Annotated in this window: 13 protein-coding genes and 1 tRNA gene; 7 read left to right on the plus strand and 7 right to left on the minus strand. The window is 72.1% G+C overall.

Annotation, left to right across the window (positions count from 1 at the left end; translation table 11 throughout):
- Positions 1–43: 43 nt before the first annotated feature.
- Positions 44–1,063 carry an NADP-dependent oxidoreductase gene (locus ABD240_RS07750; RefSeq protein WP_291791485.1) on the plus strand — a complete coding sequence of 340 codons (1,020 nt, stop codon included), beginning with the start codon at positions 44–46 and terminating at the stop codon, positions 1,061–1,063.
- A 55-nt stretch (positions 1,064–1,118) separates the two neighbouring features.
- Here the strand turns inward: ABD240_RS07750 and ABD240_RS07755 are convergent, their stop codons facing one another.
- Positions 1,119–2,222, minus strand: a complete 1,104-nt coding sequence (locus tag ABD240_RS07755; RefSeq protein WP_344336741.1) for an asparaginase domain-containing protein — start codon at positions 2,220–2,222, stop codon at positions 1,119–1,121.
- A 136-nt stretch (positions 2,223–2,358) separates the two neighbouring features.
- On the opposite strand from ABD240_RS07755, the gene ABD240_RS07760 reads away from it, so the two are divergent.
- Positions 2,359–3,435 carry an MBL fold metallo-hydrolase gene (locus tag ABD240_RS07760; protein ID WP_344336743.1) on the plus strand — a complete coding sequence of 359 codons (1,077 nt, stop codon included), beginning with the start codon at positions 2,359–2,361 and terminating at the stop codon, positions 3,433–3,435.
- 173 nt (positions 3,436–3,608) lie between these two features.
- On the opposite strand, the gene ABD240_RS07765 is transcribed toward ABD240_RS07760, so the two are convergent.
- From ABD240_RS07765 to ABD240_RS07775, 3 genes are all read right to left on the minus strand, one after another.
- Positions 3,609–4,073, minus strand: a complete 465-nt coding sequence (locus tag ABD240_RS07765) for a VanZ family protein (protein ID WP_291791493.1) — start codon at positions 4,071–4,073, stop codon at positions 3,609–3,611.
- A complete protein-coding gene (locus ABD240_RS07770; RefSeq protein ID WP_291791496.1) occupies positions 4,070–4,705 on the minus strand; it encodes a hypothetical protein in 636 nt (211 codons plus the stop codon). Before ABD240_RS07770 ends, ABD240_RS07765 begins: the two co-directional genes overlap by 4 nt.
- Before the next feature lie 114 nt (positions 4,706–4,819).
- Positions 4,820–5,566 (minus strand): TetR family transcriptional regulator, encoded by a 747-nt coding sequence (locus ABD240_RS07775; protein ID WP_344336745.1) that lies wholly within the window; start codon positions 5,564–5,566, stop codon positions 4,820–4,822.
- A 245-nt stretch (positions 5,567–5,811) separates the two neighbouring features.
- On the opposite strand from ABD240_RS07775, the gene ABD240_RS07780 reads away from it, so the two are divergent.
- Both ABD240_RS07780 and ABD240_RS07785 read left to right on the plus strand, forming a co-directional pair.
- A complete protein-coding gene (locus tag ABD240_RS07780) occupies positions 5,812–8,679 on the plus strand; it encodes an MMPL family transporter (RefSeq protein ID WP_344336746.1) in 2,868 nt (955 codons plus the stop codon).
- On the plus strand, positions 8,679–11,243 hold the full coding sequence (locus ABD240_RS07785; RefSeq protein WP_344336748.1) for a YhgE/Pip family protein: 2,565 nt from the start codon (positions 8,679–8,681) through the stop codon (positions 11,241–11,243). The genes ABD240_RS07780 and ABD240_RS07785 overlap by 1 nt, the downstream gene beginning before the upstream one ends.
- Positions 11,244–11,534: 291 nt before the next feature.
- Here ABD240_RS07785 and map read toward each other — a convergent pair whose 3' ends face one another.
- The gene (gene map / locus ABD240_RS07790) at positions 11,535–12,308 is read right to left on the minus strand and encodes a type I methionyl aminopeptidase (protein WP_344336750.1); all 774 of its coding nucleotides are present in this window, start codon (positions 12,306–12,308) and stop codon (positions 11,535–11,537) included.
- Between the two features lie 80 nt (positions 12,309–12,388).
- Here map and ABD240_RS07795 point away from each other — a divergent pair, with 80 nt between their 5' ends.
- Positions 12,389–12,694, plus strand: a complete 306-nt coding sequence (locus tag ABD240_RS07795; RefSeq protein ID WP_344336751.1) for a helix-turn-helix domain-containing protein — start codon at positions 12,389–12,391, stop codon at positions 12,692–12,694.
- A gap of 156 nt (positions 12,695–12,850) precedes the next feature.
- Here ABD240_RS07795 and ABD240_RS07800 read toward each other — a convergent pair whose 3' ends face one another.
- Together ABD240_RS07800 and ABD240_RS07805 are read right to left on the minus strand one after the other, a co-directional pair.
- Positions 12,851–15,028, minus strand: a complete 2,178-nt coding sequence (locus tag ABD240_RS07800) for an FAD/NAD(P)-binding protein (RefSeq protein ID WP_344336753.1) — start codon at positions 15,026–15,028, stop codon at positions 12,851–12,853.
- Complete coding sequence (locus ABD240_RS07805) at positions 15,025–16,476, minus strand: LCP family glycopolymer transferase (protein WP_344336754.1); 1,452 nt, start codon at positions 16,474–16,476, stop codon at positions 15,025–15,027. The genes ABD240_RS07800 and ABD240_RS07805 overlap by 4 nt, the downstream gene beginning before the upstream one ends.
- A 1,500-nt stretch (positions 16,477–17,976) precedes the next feature.
- On the opposite strand from ABD240_RS07805, the gene ABD240_RS07810 reads away from it, so the two are divergent.
- Together ABD240_RS07810 and ABD240_RS07815 are read left to right on the plus strand one after the other, a co-directional pair.
- A tRNA-Ser gene (locus ABD240_RS07810) sits at positions 17,977–18,065 on the plus strand.
- Between the two features lie 149 nt (positions 18,066–18,214).
- Positions 18,215–18,535 carry an XRE family transcriptional regulator gene (locus ABD240_RS07815; RefSeq protein WP_344336756.1) on the plus strand — a complete coding sequence of 107 codons (321 nt, stop codon included), beginning with the start codon at positions 18,215–18,217 and terminating at the stop codon, positions 18,533–18,535.
- Positions 18,536–18,546: the final 11 nt, after the last annotated feature.

Consider the following 18,546-nt stretch of genomic DNA (forward strand, 5'->3'; position numbering starts at 1 on the left):
GTAGTGTGAGGGGTGGCACCCGCACCCTCCGAGAGGAACGATGATGACCTCGACCTACCGCAGCTACCGGCTGGCCTCCCGTCCGCAGGGCGCACCCACGCAGGAGGACTTCGAGATCGCCGAGGCCCCGGTGCCGGAGCCGGGGGAAGGCCAGGCCCTGCTCCGCACCCTCTACCTCTCGCTGGATCCGTACATGCGCGGTCGCATGGACGATGCGAAGTCCTACGCCAAGCCCGTGGAGATCGGCCAGGTGATGGTGGGTGCCACCGTCTCCGAGGTCGTGGAGTCCCGCTCCGAGGCCGTGCAGGCCGGCGACGTGGTCCTGGGCTACGGCGGGTGGTCCGAGTACTCCGTGGAGGACGCCTCCACCCTGCGGGTGCTCGACCCGGACGCGGTTCCCGTCACCACGGCGCTGGGCGTCCTGGGGATGCCCGGCTTCACGGCGTACGCGGGGCTGCTGGCGATCGGCGATCCCAAGCCGGGTGAGACCGTGGCCGTCGCGGCGGCGACCGGGCCCGTGGGCTCCGCCGTGGGGCAGATCGCGAAGATCCGCGGCGCTCGCGCCGTGGGCATCGCGGGAGGCCCGGAGAAGGTCCGGCTGCTCGAGGAGCTGGGCTTCGACGCGGCTCTCGACCACCGTGAGGAGGATCTGCGCGGCCGGCTCAAGGCGGCTGCCCCGGACGGCGTCGACGTCTACTTCGAGAACGTGGGAGGTCACGTGTGGGACGCGGTCCTGCCGCGCCTCAACACCTATGCGCGCGTTCCCGTCTGCGGACTCGTCGCCGGCTACAACGGCACCGGCGCGCTCTCACCGGCCGGTTCCATGGAGCGCCTCATGCGGGCCGTGCTCACCAAGTCCCTCACGCTGCGCGGCTTCATCCAGACGGAGTTCGTGCAGACGATGCACGCGGACTTCCTCCGGGACATGACCGAGTGGGTCCGCTCCGGCCAGGTGAGGTACCAGGAGGACGTCATCGACGGCTTCGACGACGTGGTGGGTGCCTTCAACGACATGCTCGCCGGCCGCAACTTCGGCAAGACCGTCATCAAGGTCGCGGACTGAGAGGACCGGAGGGGCCGGGCTGCCCCCTGGCCCGTCTGCCCGGTTCTGCGCTGCTTCAGCGCAGCCACGCCGGGAAGTCCGTGCCGAACCGCAGTGCCAGCACGAGCGCCAGGCGTGCCTTGCGCGGGTGGAGCGTGCCCGCCGTGAGCAGGCCGCGGTTCAGCAGATCCAGCTCCGAACCCGGGTACCCGTAGGTGCGCTGGAGCGCGGCTCCCGCACCGGTGCGGGAGGCCAGCACCACGGGGATCCGCGCGGCGAGGGCGCCCACGCGTTCGACCGCCCCCGCCGGCACGTGACCACCGCCCACACCCGCCAGTACGCACCCGGCGTATCCCGCGTGCGGGAGCGCGTCGAGGAGCGCGAGGTCGTCGTCCAGGCCGGCCTCGACGAGAGCCACGCGGGGCAGGGCCGCGCTTTCCTGCGGCGGTGCGTCGCCCGCTCCACTCGCAGCGGCTTCGGTGTGAGCTGAGGTGCCCGAGGCCTCGGCACCGTCCGGCTCCTCCGGCACCTGCCAGCCCGTCACCGCGCGCGAGGCCGCCGGCACGTGCGGGAGGATCACACAGTCCTCGGACACCCACCCCAGCGGCCCCTGGCCCGGACCGGAGGTGAAGGTCGCCACGGAGGTGGTGTGGGCCTTGACGACGGTGAGCGGATCGTGGAGCTCGTCCGCGAAGACCAGCACGGAGGCGAGCCTCCTCTCCGCTGCCAGCGCACGGATCTCAGGGCTGAGCGCGGCGAGTGCGGCGGCCCGGACGTTGGCGCCGCCGTCCGCGCCCGGCAGGGAGGGGTTGCGCATGGCACCGGTGACCGCAACGGGGATGCCGGAGTCGTTGAGGAGGGCCAGGACGAAGGCGGAGTCCTCGAGCGTGTCCGTGCCCTGGGTGAGGACGACGCCGCAGGCGCCCTCCGCAGCCGCCCGGCGCGCGGAGCGGACCACGGCCTCCAGGTGCGCCAGCGTGATGGAGCCGGAGCCCACTTGCGCGAGCTGCTCGAAGGTGACGTGGAGGCCGGGCGCCGCGGGGAGGTCGTCGAGCTGTGCGGCGGCCGCGATCTGTTCGGCGCCCACGGAGGGGACGACGCCTGCGGAGCCTGCGGAGGCGGTGGGGACCGAGGCGATGGTGCCGCCCAGGGCGATCACGTGGAGGCGGGGTGAGGACATGGGAGCGAGTGTATCGAGCGTGCGGGAGCGACCCGGCGGCAGCGGCGGAGCGAACGGCCGTTAAGGTGAAGCACGGCACAGATATATTCGGCACGGAGACGGGCAGGCCCGCTCTGCCATGAGGAGGACGCAGTCGATGAGCGCACATCCCGGGGACGCACAGTCCGACATCCATGCGCTGAGCGCAGTGCAGGCGCAGGCGTGGAAGGACCGGGTGATGCCCCCGCCGGAGCAGATCGCGGACGGCACCTGGGCCATTCCAGTCCCCATCCCGAACAACCCGCTCCGGTACACCTACTCCTATGCGCTCGCCGCGGACAGCGGTGTGGCGATCATCGATCCGGGCTGGGACGGGAAGGAGCGCCTGCAGGCGTTCACGGACGGCCTGGCGACGGCAGGGTTCGCGCTCCGGGACATCATCGGCATCACCGTGACGCACTACCACCGCGACCATCTGGGCCTCGTCCCCGCGATCCTCGCGGAGAACCCGGACGCGTGGGTGGCGCTGCACCGTCACGACATCGAGGCGGTCTCCCAGCTCATCTCGCAGGGCGGTGCGCCCAACGACGTGGTGGCCGACGGCGGCCGGCTGCTGGGCATCCCGGCCGAGCGCGCCGCGGAGTTCTCCGGCATCTTCACCTCACCGTCCTCGCAGCGCGGGGACAGCCCGATGGCCGGCTTCGCCTGGCCCGCGCACATCCTCACGGTGGACGAGGGCGAGCTGCTGCCGGTCCCGGGCCGCAGCGTGCGCGTGATGTGGACGCCGGGCCACACCTTCGGCCACATCGCACTCCATGACGAGGCGCTCGGTGTGTTCTTCTCCGGTGACCACGTGCTGCCCAGCATCTCGCCGAACATCGGGCTGGACGTCACGTCCATCTCCCACAGCCTCGGCGACTACCTGGGCTCGCTCGAGCGCATGGGCCGCCTGCCGGAGACCACCGCCGTGGCACCCGCGCACGGCTACCGGTTCGAGGGTCTGCGGATCCGCGCCGATCAGCTCCGGTCGCACCACGACCAGCGTCTGGCCGAGCTGCGCGCACGTGCGGAGGAGACGGATGACCACTCCGTCTACTCGCTGTGCCAGGGAATGCACTGGGCGCGCGGCTTCGAATCGCTCACGGGCTTCCAGCTCTACGCCGCGCTCATGGAGACGGCGGCGCACATGCACTACGTCGGCTTCGCGGTGCCGGAGGTGGGGCAGCGGGGCTGAGCCCCGGCGCGGTGTTCGCTGTGCGCGTGTCGCGGAGGGATGGGCACGCATCGCATCGCGAGGGCACCCGCTTCTCATTCCAGGGACCCGGATATTCGCCGGATGAAGCGGGTGTCTGGGGAGAGAAGCGGGTGCCATGTACCGGCACCTGTGCGAGACCGCGGTCCCGGAGCTCAGCGGGACCGTGCCCCGCGGCTCCGCGAGAGGCGGCTCAGCAGGCGGCGGAGCACTGCCACGGCGGCCACTCCCAGCCCGATCCCCACGAGGTCGGCGAGCACGTCGAGGGGATCGCCGGTGCGGGCGTCGAGGAAGAACCCCTGGATCAGCTCGCTCGCGATCGCGTGTGCCGCGTTGAGGGCGAGCACCCAGCGCATGCGGATGCCGGCCAGCAGCGCCGTGGCCGTCACCGCGGCGAACGCCGCGGCGTGGAACACCTTGTCCGAATGCGGGAACGGTGCGGGACCGGAGTCACTGGGCGAGTACAGGCCGGTGAGCTGAACCGCGAGGCAGAGCAGGAGCAGGATCGCCCAGAGGGGGCGGGCGTCGCGGGGTCCTGCATCCGCGGGGTTCACCAGGGCCTCTGCGCGCTCGAGCGAGCAGGTGTCCTCCTCCCGCTTCTCCTGCTGTGCGATGCTCACTCCCCGCGTCCTTCGGAACCGCAGCGTCCTTCGGAACCGCTGCGCGGCGCGTCCGCACCGAGAGCCTCCTCCGGGGGGTCTCCCGCGGCGGTCGCCAGGGCGGAGACGAAGACCTCCCCGGTGCGCTGCCGGAGCGCCGTCATGAGGAGGGCCACGAGGGAGACGGTGACGGTCGGGGCACCCTCTGCGGGCGCTGCGCCCTTCCGGGAGTCCGCGTTCGCTCCGGGCCCGGTCTCCGTGCCGAGGGCCGAGTCAGCACCCGCGGCGGTGCGCACCTCCACGGCGGGCATGCCGTGCTCCGTGTCCTCGGGATCGAGCACCCAGGCACCGCCGAGGGTGCGGATGAAGGTCTCGCCCACGTACCGCATGAGGTCCTCGGACAGGCGCTGGTTGGCCGGCGCCGAGGCCATCGCGGGGGAGGCGAGCCGCGAGACCGCATAGGCCTCCACCCACGGCAGCGAGGCGGGGGAGAGGTCCTTGACGAACTCCTGCTCCGTCTCGCCCACCGTCACGGATGCGGGCAGCCCGGCGGAGACGAAGCTGCTCAGCCGTTCGGGCATGGTCGCGAGGAAGCGGTCGAAGGCCTCCTCGTGCGCAGTGCCGTCCGCGGGCGCTGTGGGGTCGTGCGTCATGGGGGACAGCCTAATCAGAGCAGGGAGGGTTCTGTCATCTTCCTGAGATGTCTTCTGCCTCGCACGGCATGGCGGGCCTCACAGCGGCCGAGGCGCCGAGGGCCCGTCGCCGGCTCAGTCCTCCTCGCAGGGGAAGCGGACGAACGCCATGAGGACCATGAGCAGCCGGCTGCTGTCCACCGTCACCTGCTCCGCGTCGGGATGGGCGGCCACGGCCTCGTCCGCGGCCACGTCGTGGCAGCCCTCGCAGATCATGATGAGATCGTCCGCGCTGATGAGGAGCCGTGCGCCGTGGGAGGAGAGCAGTGCTTCGATGACGGCCCGCAGCCGCCCCATGTGCACCTCCTGGACCTCGTCCATGCGCGCCTGCAGCGCCGGGTTCCGCAGGGCGTGCAGCCGGATCTCCCGCGCGGCGATGATCGCCGTCCGGGATTCGCTGAACGGCAGGCGGAAGTGGCTCAGCAGGTCGGACAGGATCGTCCGCTTCTCCTCCGGGGTGATCGGCTGTCCGGGTTTCACACAGGCGGTGCCCATACCCGTGGTGCTCACGTCTCCGGCATCGTCCGCAGACGCGGTCCCGGCCGCGGGCGCGAGCCCGCCGGCGCTCTCCGCGTCCGTCCCGCTCATGCCCGCCAGCAGCGCGTTCGCCCCTGCGGCGACCGCGGCGAGCACCTGGTCGATGAGGTCGAGCACCAGCTCGTCCTTCGACGAGTAGTTGGAGTAGAAGGCACCGCGCGTGAAGCCGCCCTCCTCGCATATCTCCTCGATGGAGGCTCCGGCCACGCCCTGACGGGCGAACACCGTGGTCGCCGCGTCGCGCAGGGCGGCCCTGGTCCGCAGACGCCGGTCGCTGATGGTCACTGTCCTCTGTTCTCCTCTTCTGCTCCGTCTCCGGCCCGGGCGGACGGTCCTCGCAGGGGCCGGGAGCCCCGCACCTGCCGATCCTCGCACGAGCGCGCCGCCGTCTCGGTTTGCTTCTGCAGGACGGAACCGTAAGAATACAGCAGTGTATCCGATACAGTCCTGTATCGAACCCGAACGACCGCGCCGCTCAGCCTCCGGGCTCCGGCCGGCCCCGCTCCACCTCTCGTGCGAAAGGGCTCCGCGTGTCCTCCTTCCTCTACGACCTCGGCCGGCAGGCCTTCAGGAAGCGCAAGACGGTCGTCGCCGTCTGGCTGGCGATCCTCGCGGTGGTGGCCGGGCTCGTCGCCGCCTTCGCGGAGGACTTCAACGACGACTTCGCCCTGCCCGGTGCGGAGGCGCAGGACGCGCTGGACGCCATGCAGCTCACGTTCCCGGAGATGTCCGGCGCGAGCGCACAGGTGATCGTCGTGGCGGCCGACGGCGACGACATCACGCAGGATCCCTACGCCGGACGCATCGAGGAGGCCGTCGACGAGATCGCGGACCTGCCCCACGTGGAGACGGCGGCCTCGCCCTACGACGACATGATCGACGGCGCGGTCAACGACGACTCCACCGCCGCGCAGATCTCCGTGCAGTACGACGCCGGGCTCGAGGACCTCCCCGCGGACGAGGTGAAGGACGAGCTCGCGGCCGCCGTGGACTCCCTCGCCGCGGATCTGCCCGCCGGGTCGCAGGCCTCACCCGGCGGCGAGCTCTACCAGGTCACCGGCGTCCACGTCTCCCTCGTCGAGGCGCTGGGCGTCATCATCGCCTTCGTCGTCCTCTTCCTCACCCTCGGCTCCCTGCGCGCGGCCGGCATGCCGCTCGTCACGGCGCTCACGGCGGTGGGGATCGGTCTCCTGCTGGTGGTCTTCTCCACCGCTTTCTTCACCGTCAACGCGACGACGCTCATGCTCGCGCTCATGCTGGGCCTGGCGGTGGGCATCGACTACGCGCTGTTCATCGTCTCCCGTCACCGCCGCTTCATGGCGGAGGGCTGCGATGCGGAGGAGGCGGCCGCGCGCGCGAACGCGACCTCCGGCTCCGCCGTGGTGTTCGCCGGCGTCACCGTCATGGTCGCGCTCACCGGTCTCGCCGTGGCGGGGATCCCGTTCCTCTCCGTCATGGGCATCGCCGCCGCGGGCACCGTGGGGATCGCGGTGGCGGTCTCGCTCACCATGCTGCCCGCGCTGCTGGGCTTCGCCGGCGAGCGCATGCGCCCCAAGGTCCGTGCCGGTTCCGCAGGCACGGACCCCGCGCCCGAGGCCGCCGCGAGCGCCGGTGCCCCCGTCCCGACGGGCGCACCGGCCTCGGGCGTCCATGCGGATCCTGCCGCCACCGCTTCTGCCTCCGGCAGCCCGGCCCAGCCGGCCTCGGGCGAGGGCGCCGCCCCGCGCTACCGCGGCATGCAGCGGTTCTATGCGGGCTGGGTGCGCGCGGCCATCAAGGTCCCCGTGCTCACCATCGTGCTCATCGTCGTGGGACTGGGCCTCTTCGCCTTCCCGGCCTCCAAGCTCGCGCTCGCCCTGCCCAACGGCGGCGGCGCGGAGGAGGGCACCCCGCAGAAGGTCGCCTACGACCTCATCGAAGAGGAGTTCGGCCCCGGCTACAACGGCCCTCTCGTGGTGAAGGCGGACATCCTCTCCTCCGCGGACCCGCTGGGCGACATGGACGCGCTCGCGGACGAGATCGAGGACGTCGAGGGCGTGGAGACGGTGGTGCTGTCCACCCCCAACCGCAATGCGGACACCGGCATCGTCCAGGTCATCCCCACCACCGCGCCGGACGACCCGGCCACGGAGGACACCGTCGAGCGCCTGCGCGCCCTCGAGCCGCACTTCATGGACGAGTACGGTTTCGCCACGGCCGTCACCGGCGCCACCGCGCTCGCCATCGACGTGAGCACCCAGCTGGGCGGGGCGCTGCTGCCGTTCGGCGTCTTCGTGGTGGGCTTCTCCCTCGTCCTGCTCATGGTGGTGTTCCGCTCCATCGTGGTGCCGATCAAGGCGACCGTGGGCTTCCTCCTCTCCGTCGTCACCGCCTTCGGCGCCGTGGCACTGGTGTTCCACGAGGGCTTCCTCGCCGGTCCGCTGGGACTCACGGAGACCGGCCCGGTCATCAGCTTCCTGCCCATCATCCTCATGGGAATCCTGTTCGGCCTGGCGATGGACTACGAGGTCTTCCTCGTCACCGCGATGCGCGAGGAGTACGTGCACGGTGCGGACGCGCGGACCGCGATCGTCAAGGGCTTCGTCGCTTCGGCCTCCGTCGTGGCCGCCGCCGCGGTCATCATGTTCGCGGTGTTCTTCGCGTTCGTGCCCACGGGTGAGCCGATCATCAAGGCGATCGCCCTGGGCCTGGCGGTGGGCGTGTTCACGGACGCGTTCATCGTGCGGATGACGCTCGTGCCCGCCGTGCTCGCGCTGCTGGGCGACTGGTCGTGGAAGCTGCCGCGCAGGCTGGAGAAGATCCTCCCGCACGTGGATGTGGAGGGCGAGGGGCTCGTGCACCAGGTGGAGCTGCGCGACTGGCCGCACCCGGACGCAGACTTCGCCGCCTACGGCGAGGGGCTGCGGATCGACCATGCGGACGGCACCTCCGTCTACCGCGACGTGGACGTGGCCGTGCGGCCGGGTGAGGTGCTCACAGCCACCGGCCGCGGCTCCTCGGCGCTGCTGCTCACGCTCTCCGGGCGGATCGCGCCGGATGCCGGGCGGCTGAAGATCGGCGGGATGGTGGTGCCGGAGGAGAGCCGCAAGATCCGCCGCGAGGTCCCCTTCCTCACCCTCGACTCCCCGGAGCCGGAGTTCATCGCCGATGCGGCCACACTGCGCGCCGCCGCGGCGAACCCGCCGGACCTGCTCATCCTCGACCACGCGGACAGACCCCAGGACAGGGAGGCCGCCGAGGCGTGCGCACAGCTGGTGCGCGCCGCACTGGAGCGCGGCAGCGCGGTGGTGCTGGGGCTTGTCGACCCGGACGCGGACTGGATGATCCCGGCCGGCGCGCAGTACACGCAGATGGACCTTGAAGCAGAACTGCTCTCTCAGCACGGAGGTGCGCACTGATGGCGACGTTCGAACGCGCGGACACGGCGCGCAGGGCCTCCTGGATCACCGTCCTGGGCCTCATCCTGGTGCCGGTGCTCATCGCCGCCGGCTTCGTCTTCGCGACCTGGAAGATGGGGGACCGGCTGGACCGGGTGGACGCCGCGATCGTCAACACCGACGAGGGCGCGGAGATCGACGGGCAGACGGTGCCGCTGGGCCGCCAGCTCGCCGCCGGTCTGGTGGACAGCGACTCCGCGGACAACATCTCCTGGAAGCTCTCCGACTCCGAGGACGCCGAGGAGGGGCTGGCGGACGGCCGCTACGCCGCGGTCGTGACGATCCCGGAGGGCTTCTCTGAGGCCGTCACCTCCTCCGGCGACGACGATCCCATGCGCGCCCGTCAGGCCACGCTGGACGTGAAGAGCTCCGCTTCCTCGCCGCTCCTCGACTCCGCCATCGCGCAGGCCGTCACCTCTGCCGCGACCTCGCAGTTCAACGCGATGTGGTCGCAGAACTACCTGGACCAGGTGTTCGTGGGTTTCACGGACATGGGCAAGCAGATGCGCGAGATGGGCGACGCGGCGGACGAGCTCGCGGACGGCGCCGGCGAGCTCGACAGCGGTGTGGGCGAGCTGGCCGAGGGCGGCGAGGAGCTGAGCGCGAACAGCAGCGAGCTCACGGACGGGTTCGGCCAGATGCGTAGCGGCGTGGGCGATCTGGCCGACGGCGCCTCCGGCCTGGCCGACGGCGCGCGGCAGGCCGGCGACGGAGCCTCGGAGCTGGCCGACGGTGCCGACGGGCTCGCGGACGGTGCCGGCCAGCTCTCCGACGGGCTCGACCTCATGTACAACGGTGAGAACGGTTCGCCGGGTGCCAAGGATCTGCCCGACCAGACGAAGGAGCTCGCGGACGGGGCCTCGCAGGTCTCCGACGGCGCCTCGGACCTCTCCGAGGGCGTGGACGCCTATACGCAGGGCATCGACGGAATCGTCGAGGGCCTGGCAGGTGACGGCTCAGGCGACGGCGGCGGCCTCGGCGAGCTCGCGGACGGCGCGGATCAGGTGGCGACGGGTGCCCGCGGAGTCTCCGACGGCCTCGGCGAGTACCAGGGTCAGCTGGAAGACGGCGCCGCCGGTGCCGGGCAGCTGGCGCAGAACCCCGGCTCCACCTCGCTCAGCGGCCTCGCACAGCAGGGGATCCTCACCTCCGAGCAGGCGAGTGCGCTGCAGTCGCAGCTGGACGAGGTGTGCGCCGCCGACGACTCCGGGCAGCTGTGCGCGCAGCTGGAGCCGCTGCTGGTCGCCTCCGCGGCCTCGGGTGCGGCCACCGGTCTGGGCACCGGTGCTGCCGGGCTGGACCAGGCGGACCCGGCGACCGGGATGTCTCTCAAGGATGCCGCGGCGGGCACGGCGGACGGTGCCGAGGGCGTGGCCGACGGAGCACAGCAGGCCGCGGACGGCTTCACCGAGCTCGAGGAGCAGGCTCCGGAGCTGCTCGAGGCCTCGCAGGGGCTGCGCGACGGAGCCTCCGGGCTGGCCGACGGCACCGGTGAGCTCGCGGACGGCACGGGACAGCTTGCCGATGGCATGGGTCCGCTGGCCGACGGCATCCGCGACGCCGGATCAGGGGCCTCCGATCTGGCCGACGGTGCCGGGCAGCTCTCCGACGGCGCCGGTGAGCTGGCCGAGGGCATGACCCCGCTGGCCGACGGCGCCACGCAGCTGGCCGACGGTGCGGGCGAGCTCGACAGCGGCATGGGCGAGTTCGAGGACGGCCTGGGGCAGTACACGGACGGCGTCTCCCAGCTGGCGCAGGGCGTGGACCAGCTCTCCGAGGGCACCGGTCAGCTGGCCGACGGCACGCAGGAGTTCTCCGACGGGATCGCCGAGGGCGCGGACGAGGTGCCGAGCTACAGCGCGCAGGAGCGCGACAACCTCTCCGAGGTGGTCGCGGAACCGGTCGCGGGAGACGGTGAGGGCTTCAGCGGCCTGGCGCAGAACTCCACCATCGCGATGCTCGTCATCATGGCGATGTGGATCGGCGCGCTCGTGACCTACACCGTGCTCCGCGCGGTGCCGGCCAGAGCGCTGACCTCCCGCACCTCCTCCTGGGCGATCCTCGGCAGGGGCATGGTGCCGGGGCTCCTCGTGGGTGCGGTGCAGGCCGTGGTGCTCACGGTGCTCGCGGTCGCGGTCCTCGACATCCCGCTCTTCGAACTGGGGCCGCTGGTCTGCCTGCTGCTGTTCGCCGCGCTCGTCTTCACCCTCGTGAACTTCGCGCTCACGGCCTGGCTGGGCGGATTCGGCCGGATCCTCTCCGTCGCGGCGGTGGTGGCCGCCGTGGCGGGCAGGCTGTTCAGCGCCACGCCGGCCTGGTTCGACGCGCTCGCGCCGCTCCTGCCGCTCACCCCGGCGATGAACGGCATGACCGCGCTGGCGGCGGGCACGCCGGGGCTGGGTGCCGCCTTCGGCGGGCTGCTGGGGTGGGGCGTGCTGGGCGTCATCGGCGCGATCACGGCGGTGGTGCGCAGCCGGGTGGCCGGCAGTGCGGGCCTCGCGCGGCTCTCCCGCTCCGGAGCCTGAGGGCTGCGGAGCTCCCCGGCTCCGGCGCCTGAGGCCCGGGCGGGGGCTGGGCGGAGGACGTGCCGGGCCACGCCGGGCCGAGCCAGGCCGTGGGGACGGGGTGGCACCTGAGGGCGGGGCGGCCGCGGGCGCTCCCACCCTCCCTCCCCACCTTCCCCCTGTGTGATCACTTTCCCCAGCCACGCAGGCGGCGGTGGCTGGGGAAAGTGATCAGACGACAATGGAAATGTGCAGCCTCGTTCGGCTGCGCGCCGGGGCAAGTCAGGCCGCGCCGGGGCGTGCCGGACCGAGTCAGGCCGTGGGGAGCGTGAGGATCTCCGCGCCCGTGCGGGTGATCGCGATGGTGTGCTCGCTGTGCGCAGCCCGGCACCCCGTGGCGCTGCGCAGCGTCCAGCCGTCGGCATCCGTGCGCAGCGCCGCGGTGTCCGCCATCACCCAGGGTTCGAGCGCCAGGAGCATGCCGGGTCTGAGACGGACGCCGCGCCCCGGTGCACCTGCGTTGGCCACGTGCGGGTCCTGGTGCATGGTGGAGCCGAGGCCGTGCCCGCCGAACTCCATGTTGATGGGATAGCCGGCCGCTCTGAGCACCGCGCCGATCGCGGCCGAGAGATCGCCGATGCGTGCGTGCGGGCCCGCCGCGGCGATGCCGGCCTCGAGAGCGCGTTCGGTGGTCTCGATCATCGCGAGGTCGGCCGGTGCGGGATCGTCCCCCACGACGAAGCTGATCGCGGAGTCCGCGACGACGCCGCGCAGTGAGACGGCGAGGTCGAGCGTGAGCAGATCGCCGGGTGCGAGCACCTGGTCGCGGGGGAGGCCGTGCAGGACCGCGTCGTTGACGGAGGTGCAGATGACATGGCCGAAGGGGCCGCGGCCGAACGACGGGGCGTAGTCGACGTAGCAGGACTCCGCGCCGGCCTCGGCGATCATCTCCGCCGTCCAGGCGTCGATCTCCAGCAGGTTGGTTCCCACGGTGACGCGCTCCCTGAGCGTGCGCAGGATCGTGCCGACGAGCTGCCCCGTCTCCGAGGCGAGGGACAGCCGGCGGCGGCTCAGGATTTCGACCATGGGTGGGCCTCTCTGTGGGGCGGGAATGCAGGTGTGTGATGATAATGCCGGTACTATAATAACGGCATTATCATCGACTCATGGTCCGACTACCGCTCACCCCCGCAGAGATCGAACGAGGTCAGCGTCTGGGAGCCCTGCTGCGAAGCGCCCGAGGCGAGCGCTCCATGCCTGCAGTCGCCGCTGCCGCCGGCATCTCTGCGGAGACCCTGCGCAAGATCGAGACGGGCAGGGTGGCCACACCGGCCTTCTCCACCATCGCCGTGCTCGCTGCGGAACTGCATCTGTCGCTGGACGAGATCTGGGCGCAGGTCAGCGGAGCGGAGACGGTCGCGGAGGCGCCCGCAGGCGGGCGCGGCGGCTCGCGGGAGCGGATGGCCTCGTAGCAGAGCCTGCGCCCGCGCAGGGTACGCTGCGTCCGCGCAGGGTGTGCCGCGCCCGCGCCAGGTGCGCCTCCGCGCCGGGTGCGCGTCCGGAGCGTTGCGCCGCTCGCCCTCGTCACGGTAGGCGCGGGCGAGGGCGCTCAGCACAGGCGAGGGCGCTCAGCAGAGGTCGAGGATCGCGCGGGCGACGGCGTCCGCGTCGCGGAAGGTGCGGGCGTCCGAGTCCGGGTTCGCGGCGATCGCCAGCCCCAGCTGGACGGAGGACAGCTGCAGGGACAGGACGAAGCGTGCGGGGTGCACGCGGCCTCGGGCATCGACCGTGCGGTAGGGCGGGCGCGTGACCGCGAGGCCGGAGGACGGCACGACGGTGGTCGGATCGAGCCGGTGTTCGGCGACGCGGAGCTGCCCGCGGTCCAGCATCCCGCGGATGAGACGGTCGTCGGCCTGTGTCACGCGGTTGGCCGGGGAGCTCGCGTCCACGAGTGCGCGGGCGCGCACCTCGCCGTCCACCGCAGAGGTCGTGGCGACGAACCCGGCAGGCTCCCCGGTGCGCGAGGTGCGGATGCGGACCTCCGGTCCGGCGAAGTCCACGAGCCCGGCCTCCGCCAGGGCGATGAGCTCCGCGTACCGCTGCGGAGGCGGCCCGTCGCAGATCCCGGAGACGAAGTCCTCGAACCAGCCGCGCACCTCCGCGACGAAGCTGGCCGGCTCCAGCCGTTCCTGGGCGACGAGCTCCTTGAGCAGCATCCGCGCCTGCCAGAGCACCGGGAACAGCGCCTTCTCCGGGGAGAGCGCCGGCCCCAGGCGCGAGGCGGCGAGATCCTCACGGAGGTAGGCCAGCAGTGCGCCGCGCAGCTCCTCCCGGTCTGCGAAGCCGGTGTGGCCCAGCGGTCTGATGTAGCGATGGAGGTCGAGGAGCAGGCCGGGTTCCGCGCTGACCGCGTCCGGGTCGAGCACGCGCTCCTCCGTCTCGCGCCAGGACTCGGCCGCAGGGGTCGCGGCACCTGCCGCAGTCCCCGCCGCCGGTGTGGACGGCACGGGCGCGGTGCCGGTGACCGCTGAGGTCCGGGCGGCACTGGAACGCCCGCCGTCGTCCAGGTGGCGTGCGACCGCCTCCGCGAGCGCGGAGTCGAGCACGGCGGGGTCCTCCCGGAAGACCTCCGGGCGGGAGCGCGCGAGCGCGGCGTACCAGGCGCGGCGGAGATCGGCGAGGACGAGCGGCCAGAGCTGCGCGTCGAAACGGAGGCCGGCCTCGGGAGCGGGCAGCCGGTCGATGTGCTCGGCGGTGAAGAACCGGAGGTGCGAGCCCGGCGGGACCGGCAGCGGATGCCGGGAGGTGAGGGGCTTGGAGCGGTACGGCACGCCGCGGCGGGAGCCCGGCACGAGGATCGGCTCCGAGCCGCTGGGCAGGTAGCGCAGCTCGCCCTCGCCCGTCTCCTCGAAGCGGCCGCCGCGGCCGTGGGTGAGGAGGGACTGGAGGTCGAAGTAGTTGAGCCCGAAACCGCGGATGAGCACGGGCTCTCCCGCCGGCAGCCGGTCCACGCGCGTCTCCGCGGGCAGGCCGGGAGGCAGGTAGACGAGGTTGGCGGCATCCGCGAATCGCTGCCAGCCTGCGCGTTCGTCGCTGAGTGCGGCAGGGATGTGCCCCACACAGAGCACCACGGCGTCCGCCTCCAGCGTGCGGCCGTCGGACAGGCGCAGCGCCTGCGGCGCGGACGCGAGCGTCCGGCCCTCCGGGAGGGGCGGCACGCCCGCTTCCTGGTCCCGGGCCTGTGAGGCCGGGCCGCGTGTGGGCGCCGGACGGTGCACGCCCGCGAAGCTGCGCGTGCCGGGCCCGGAGGGGACCGAGGCGTTCTCCGGCAGATCGAGGATCTGCAGGACCTCGCACGGCTCGTGCGCGATCGTCACTCCCGGCGGCGCCTGGGCAGCCATCCGGTCGTAGGCGTCGGCGAGGTACGCGCCGTACTCACGCCGCTGCGCGAATGTCGCGGTCGCGGGGGCCGAGGCGTTCTCCTCCTCCGCGCTTCCTGCGCCGTCTGCGCTCCGCGCCCACTCCGCCATCGAGGGGCCGGTGCCGGGCACGGACACACGGCAGGAGGCATCGGGGAAGACGGTCTGCTCCTCGACCACGGTGTTCATGAGCAGGTGCGGCGACTGGTCGGTGCGCCACACCCTGCCGGGCCCGGGCGGGAAGGGGTCGAAGAGGCGGATGTCGAGGGACACCTCGGCGGCGGGGTTCTCCTCCCGGCACCGCCGGGCGTGCGCGAGCAGCCTCTCCAGCACGGACAGACCTCGCGGGCCGGCACCGACGATGCCGACCCGCAGAGCTCCGCTCAACCCTGGTCCCCTTCGGGGCCGGGGTAGCCGGGCCAGCCGGAGCCGGGCTCGTAGCCGCGGGGGTAGCACTTGCCGTCGGCGTCCTCGATGCCGTCCTTGTGCTCCGGGGTCTCCTCCGGGGTGGGCTCCTCCTCGGGAGCCTCCGTCTCCTCCTCCGCCGGGGCGGCCTCCTCGGCCTGGCTGGGCTCAGCGGGGTTGATCTGCTCCTGCACCCACTCGTGCAGGACGTCGTAGTCCGGGTTGCTCGTGGACACGACGTCGTTGGTGATCTGGGCGGACTTGATCTCGCCGCCCTGCATGGCGATGGCGAGCTCCACGAAGGCGGGCACGGCGTTCTGCGCGATGTCCGTCTGGATGTTGCGCTCGGCCGATCCCGCCAGCTTGGGATAGGCCGCGGCGAGCTCCTGCGGATTCACCTGGTCGAGGGTGGTCTTGAGCATGCGCTGCTGACGGCACATGCGGTCGTAGTTGTCCGCGCCGTCGCGGGAGCGCACGTACCAGAGGGCCTTCTTGCCCTGCAGCACCTGCTCGCCGGGGTCGATCCAGCCCTTGATGGGGTTCTTCAGACCGGTGTTCATGTTGGTGCCGCCGCCCATGGGGATGGGGCGCTCCACATCGATCTTCACGCCGCCGATCGCATCGACGACGTCCTCGAAGCCCTCCATGTCCACGCTCGAGTGGTAGTCCAGCTCCAGGCCCAACGAGCCCTCGACGGCCTGCATGGTCGCGTACATGCCGACCTCGAGGCCCTCCTCCGTCTCGCCCACGGCCTCCGGGTTCTGCTCCGCCCACGTCCAGACCGCATTGATGAGGCTCTCGTCCGGGCCGAAGCCGTCGAAGCCGTCGGGGAAGCGCTCCGCCAGGGGAGTGCCCTCGGGGAAGTGGGCGTAGTTGAGGTTGCGGGGGACGCTGATGAGGGTGGTGTCCCCCGAACGCGTGTCGATGGAGGCGACGAGCATGGTGTCGGGACGGGTGCCCTCGCGTCCGTCGCCGTTGTCGCGGCCGATGAGGAAGACGTTGATCCGCGGCTGGTTCGCCCACAGCGCCGCCTTGTCCTGAACGGACCCGCCGGACTCGCCGAACACGGAGCGGATGGTGTCCGCCTGCACCTTGGAGTACGCGGAGCCCACGCCCAGCGGCACCCCCACGCACAGGATGAGCGAGGCGACCAGCCCCCAGCCGAGGCCGCGTTGGACGCGTGTGATCCGCCGGCCGCCGCGCAGCACCCGGTAGGAGCGCAGGATGGTGATCGCCCAGATGACGATCGCCAGTGCCAGCGCGATCGCGATCGTGTAGAGCACCACGGGGTCCCCGGCGAGGCGGGAGAGCGCGCGGACGGGCCCCCTCCAGAGGACCCAGACGGCAGCGGCGAGGATGACGGCGAGGAACCCGAGGAGGATGATCCAGCCGCGGCGGTGCTTGCCGTGGATGAGCCCGAGGCCGGGCACCAGGGTGCCGAGCGTGGTCCAGCGGACGATGGAGCTGAAGGCCTCGCCCTCGCGCCGCGAATGGCGGGGGCGGGCGCTGTCCGAGAGGCGGCGGCGGACGGGGGCCGCGGCGCTGCCGGCTGAAGCGCTGCCGACTGTGGTCCTGCCGACAGTGGGGCCGGCATCGGAGGCTTCCGGTGCGGACGCACCGTGGCCGGTCGTGCGCTCGGCCGCTGCGCTCTGTGTTGGCTGGTCCTGTGCGGACGGCTGATCCGAGCGCCGGGATTCCGCATGCTTCCTGCTATGCGCACCTCGCGCGTCCCTGCGGCTGCGGAGCGCACGTCGTGTGAGGGGAGCGGACTCATCGCCGGCATGAGCCCCCGGGGCGGCAGCCGATGCTGCCATGCCGGCTGCCGCGCCTGCAGCACCCGTCGCCGCGCTCGCGGACGCCGGGCCTGCCGCTGCGGAGGCCGCTCCTGCCGCTGTTGCGGCTGTCTGGCCTGCAACTCCTGCGGAGGCTCCCGCGCCTGTTCCGGCCGTCGCACCTGCGGAGGCTCCCGCTGTTCCGGAGGCGGCCTCGGCGCCGGGGAAGACGGAGGGGCGTCCGGAGGAAGATCCCTGATTCACCAGCTCGGAGGCTCCTGCCGCGGAGCCGGGAGGCAGCGGGTCCCGGCTCCGCGTGGCGTGCCTGGGCGACGAGGTGGGGAGGCGGGCGATGTCCGCGGTCGTGGTCATCTGGTCGAACGGGGAGGGTGCCGACCGTGGGGCGGACTCCTGAGGGGCGTCCTGCGCACGTGCTGCGCGTGCGGTGTCCTCGGGAGAGCGGGCCGGAACCGCGGACTGCGACGACCCCGGGGGAGGTCCAGAGGCCCCACCCGCGGTTCCCCTCGCGGAAGCGCCCGAGGCGGGGGAGGCCGCTTCGCGGAGCTCGCGCCGTGAGGGGAACTCGCGGGCCGGCCGCATCTCGCTGGGAGCTCTCATACCGCTGGGAGCCGGGGTGGCTCCCGCGCGCTCTTCGCGTGAGGGCGGCGCGTGAGGAGACGGCTGCTGTGCTGATGAGTTCGCTGCCGGCTGGCTGCCCGAGTCCGCCTTGAGGCGGTAGTCATCACGCCGGACGCCGTCGAGACCGCGCAGGCGGGCACGCCGGGAGGCGCGGATGGGGCTGTGCGCTGCCGAGGGATCCTCGCCCTGTGCGCTTTCGCCTCTCCGCCTGCTCTCGTCTTCGGCCACTGATGCGTCTCCTCGGTGGTGCAGGGGGTGGTGCACGCCCTGTCCCTCGCGAGGAGCGGCGGGGCGCTTCCGGTGGTCTCCGGTGGATCAGTGCGGATCTGGTCACCAGTGCATACCTGATCGCCAGTACATAGTATTGGCCGAACTTGAGGTTTTCGTGACATCTCCGGGCGCGCCGCCGCATGGTGAGAGGTGCAGCGGCGTGAGCCTCGCCGCACATCGTTTCCTGCTTTGGCGTGAGCGCGTCCCCTTGTGTAGTCTGTAGAAGCTGTCCGGCGCGCTGGTCAGTGGGGAGTCGTGGCTGAGCGGCCGAAAGCACCACCCTGCTAAGGTGGAGTCCCTCGTTAGGGGGACCGTGGGTTCAAATCCCACCGGCTCCGCGTTTTTCGAAAGGCCCTGTCGTTTGCATCCATAAGCGGGCGGGAGGGCCTTTTCCGTGCCCCGTGGGTCGCGCACGGCTCCTGCTCGCCTCGCTGCGCGGGCGGCGCGGTGCGGAGTCCGTGCAGTGTGGATCTGGCACAGTTGTGGTATGACGCAGAACACAATGCACCTGAATGGCAGCCTCGCTCGGGCTGCGCGCGCACTCGTGGCGACCTCGGCCACCTACACCGCGGACGCGGCGGGGCTCACCCGCAGGCAGCTCCGGGACTTCGAGAAGGGGCGGGGCTCCCTCGATGAGGCACAGCTCGCGTCCCTGAGGCACACGCTCGAGCGTCTGGGGGCGTTCTTCCTCGCGGACGGAGCGAACGGGCGCGGCCACGGCGTCCGGCTGAAGTTCTCCGAGGACAAGACCGAGAGGGTGGAGAACTGGGAGGGCGAAGGCGGCCTCGCCGGAGACGACGACGTGTGAGACGGGCCTCC

Origin of the sequence: Brevibacterium salitolerans, assembly GCF_039531405.1 — a bacterium.
Classification (GTDB): Bacteria; Actinomycetota; Actinomycetes; order Actinomycetales; family Brevibacteriaceae; genus Brevibacterium; species Brevibacterium salitolerans.

Coding starts and splice junctions, on each gene's coding strand:
- ABD240_RS07750 (WP_291791485.1), top strand. CDS start 44: ATGACCTCGACCTACCGCAGCTACCGGCTGGCCTCCCGTCCGCAGGGC.
- ABD240_RS07755 (WP_344336741.1), bottom strand. CDS start 2,222: ATGTCCTCACCCCGCCTCCACGTGATCGCCCTGGGCGGCACCATCGCC.
- ABD240_RS07760 (WP_344336743.1), top strand. CDS start 2,359: ATGAGCGCACATCCCGGGGACGCACAGTCCGACATCCATGCGCTGAGC.
- ABD240_RS07770 (WP_291791496.1), bottom strand. CDS start 4,705: ATGACGCACGACCCCACAGCGCCCGCGGACGGCACTGCGCACGAGGAG.
- ABD240_RS07785 (WP_344336748.1), top strand. CDS start 8,679: ATGGCGACGTTCGAACGCGCGGACACGGCGCGCAGGGCCTCCTGGATC.
- map (WP_344336750.1), bottom strand. CDS start 12,308: ATGGTCGAAATCCTGAGCCGCCGCCGGCTGTCCCTCGCCTCGGAGACG.
- ABD240_RS07795 (WP_344336751.1), top strand. CDS start 12,389: ATGGTCCGACTACCGCTCACCCCCGCAGAGATCGAACGAGGTCAGCGT.
- ABD240_RS07815 (WP_344336756.1), top strand. CDS start 18,215: ATGACGCAGAACACAATGCACCTGAATGGCAGCCTCGCTCGGGCTGCG.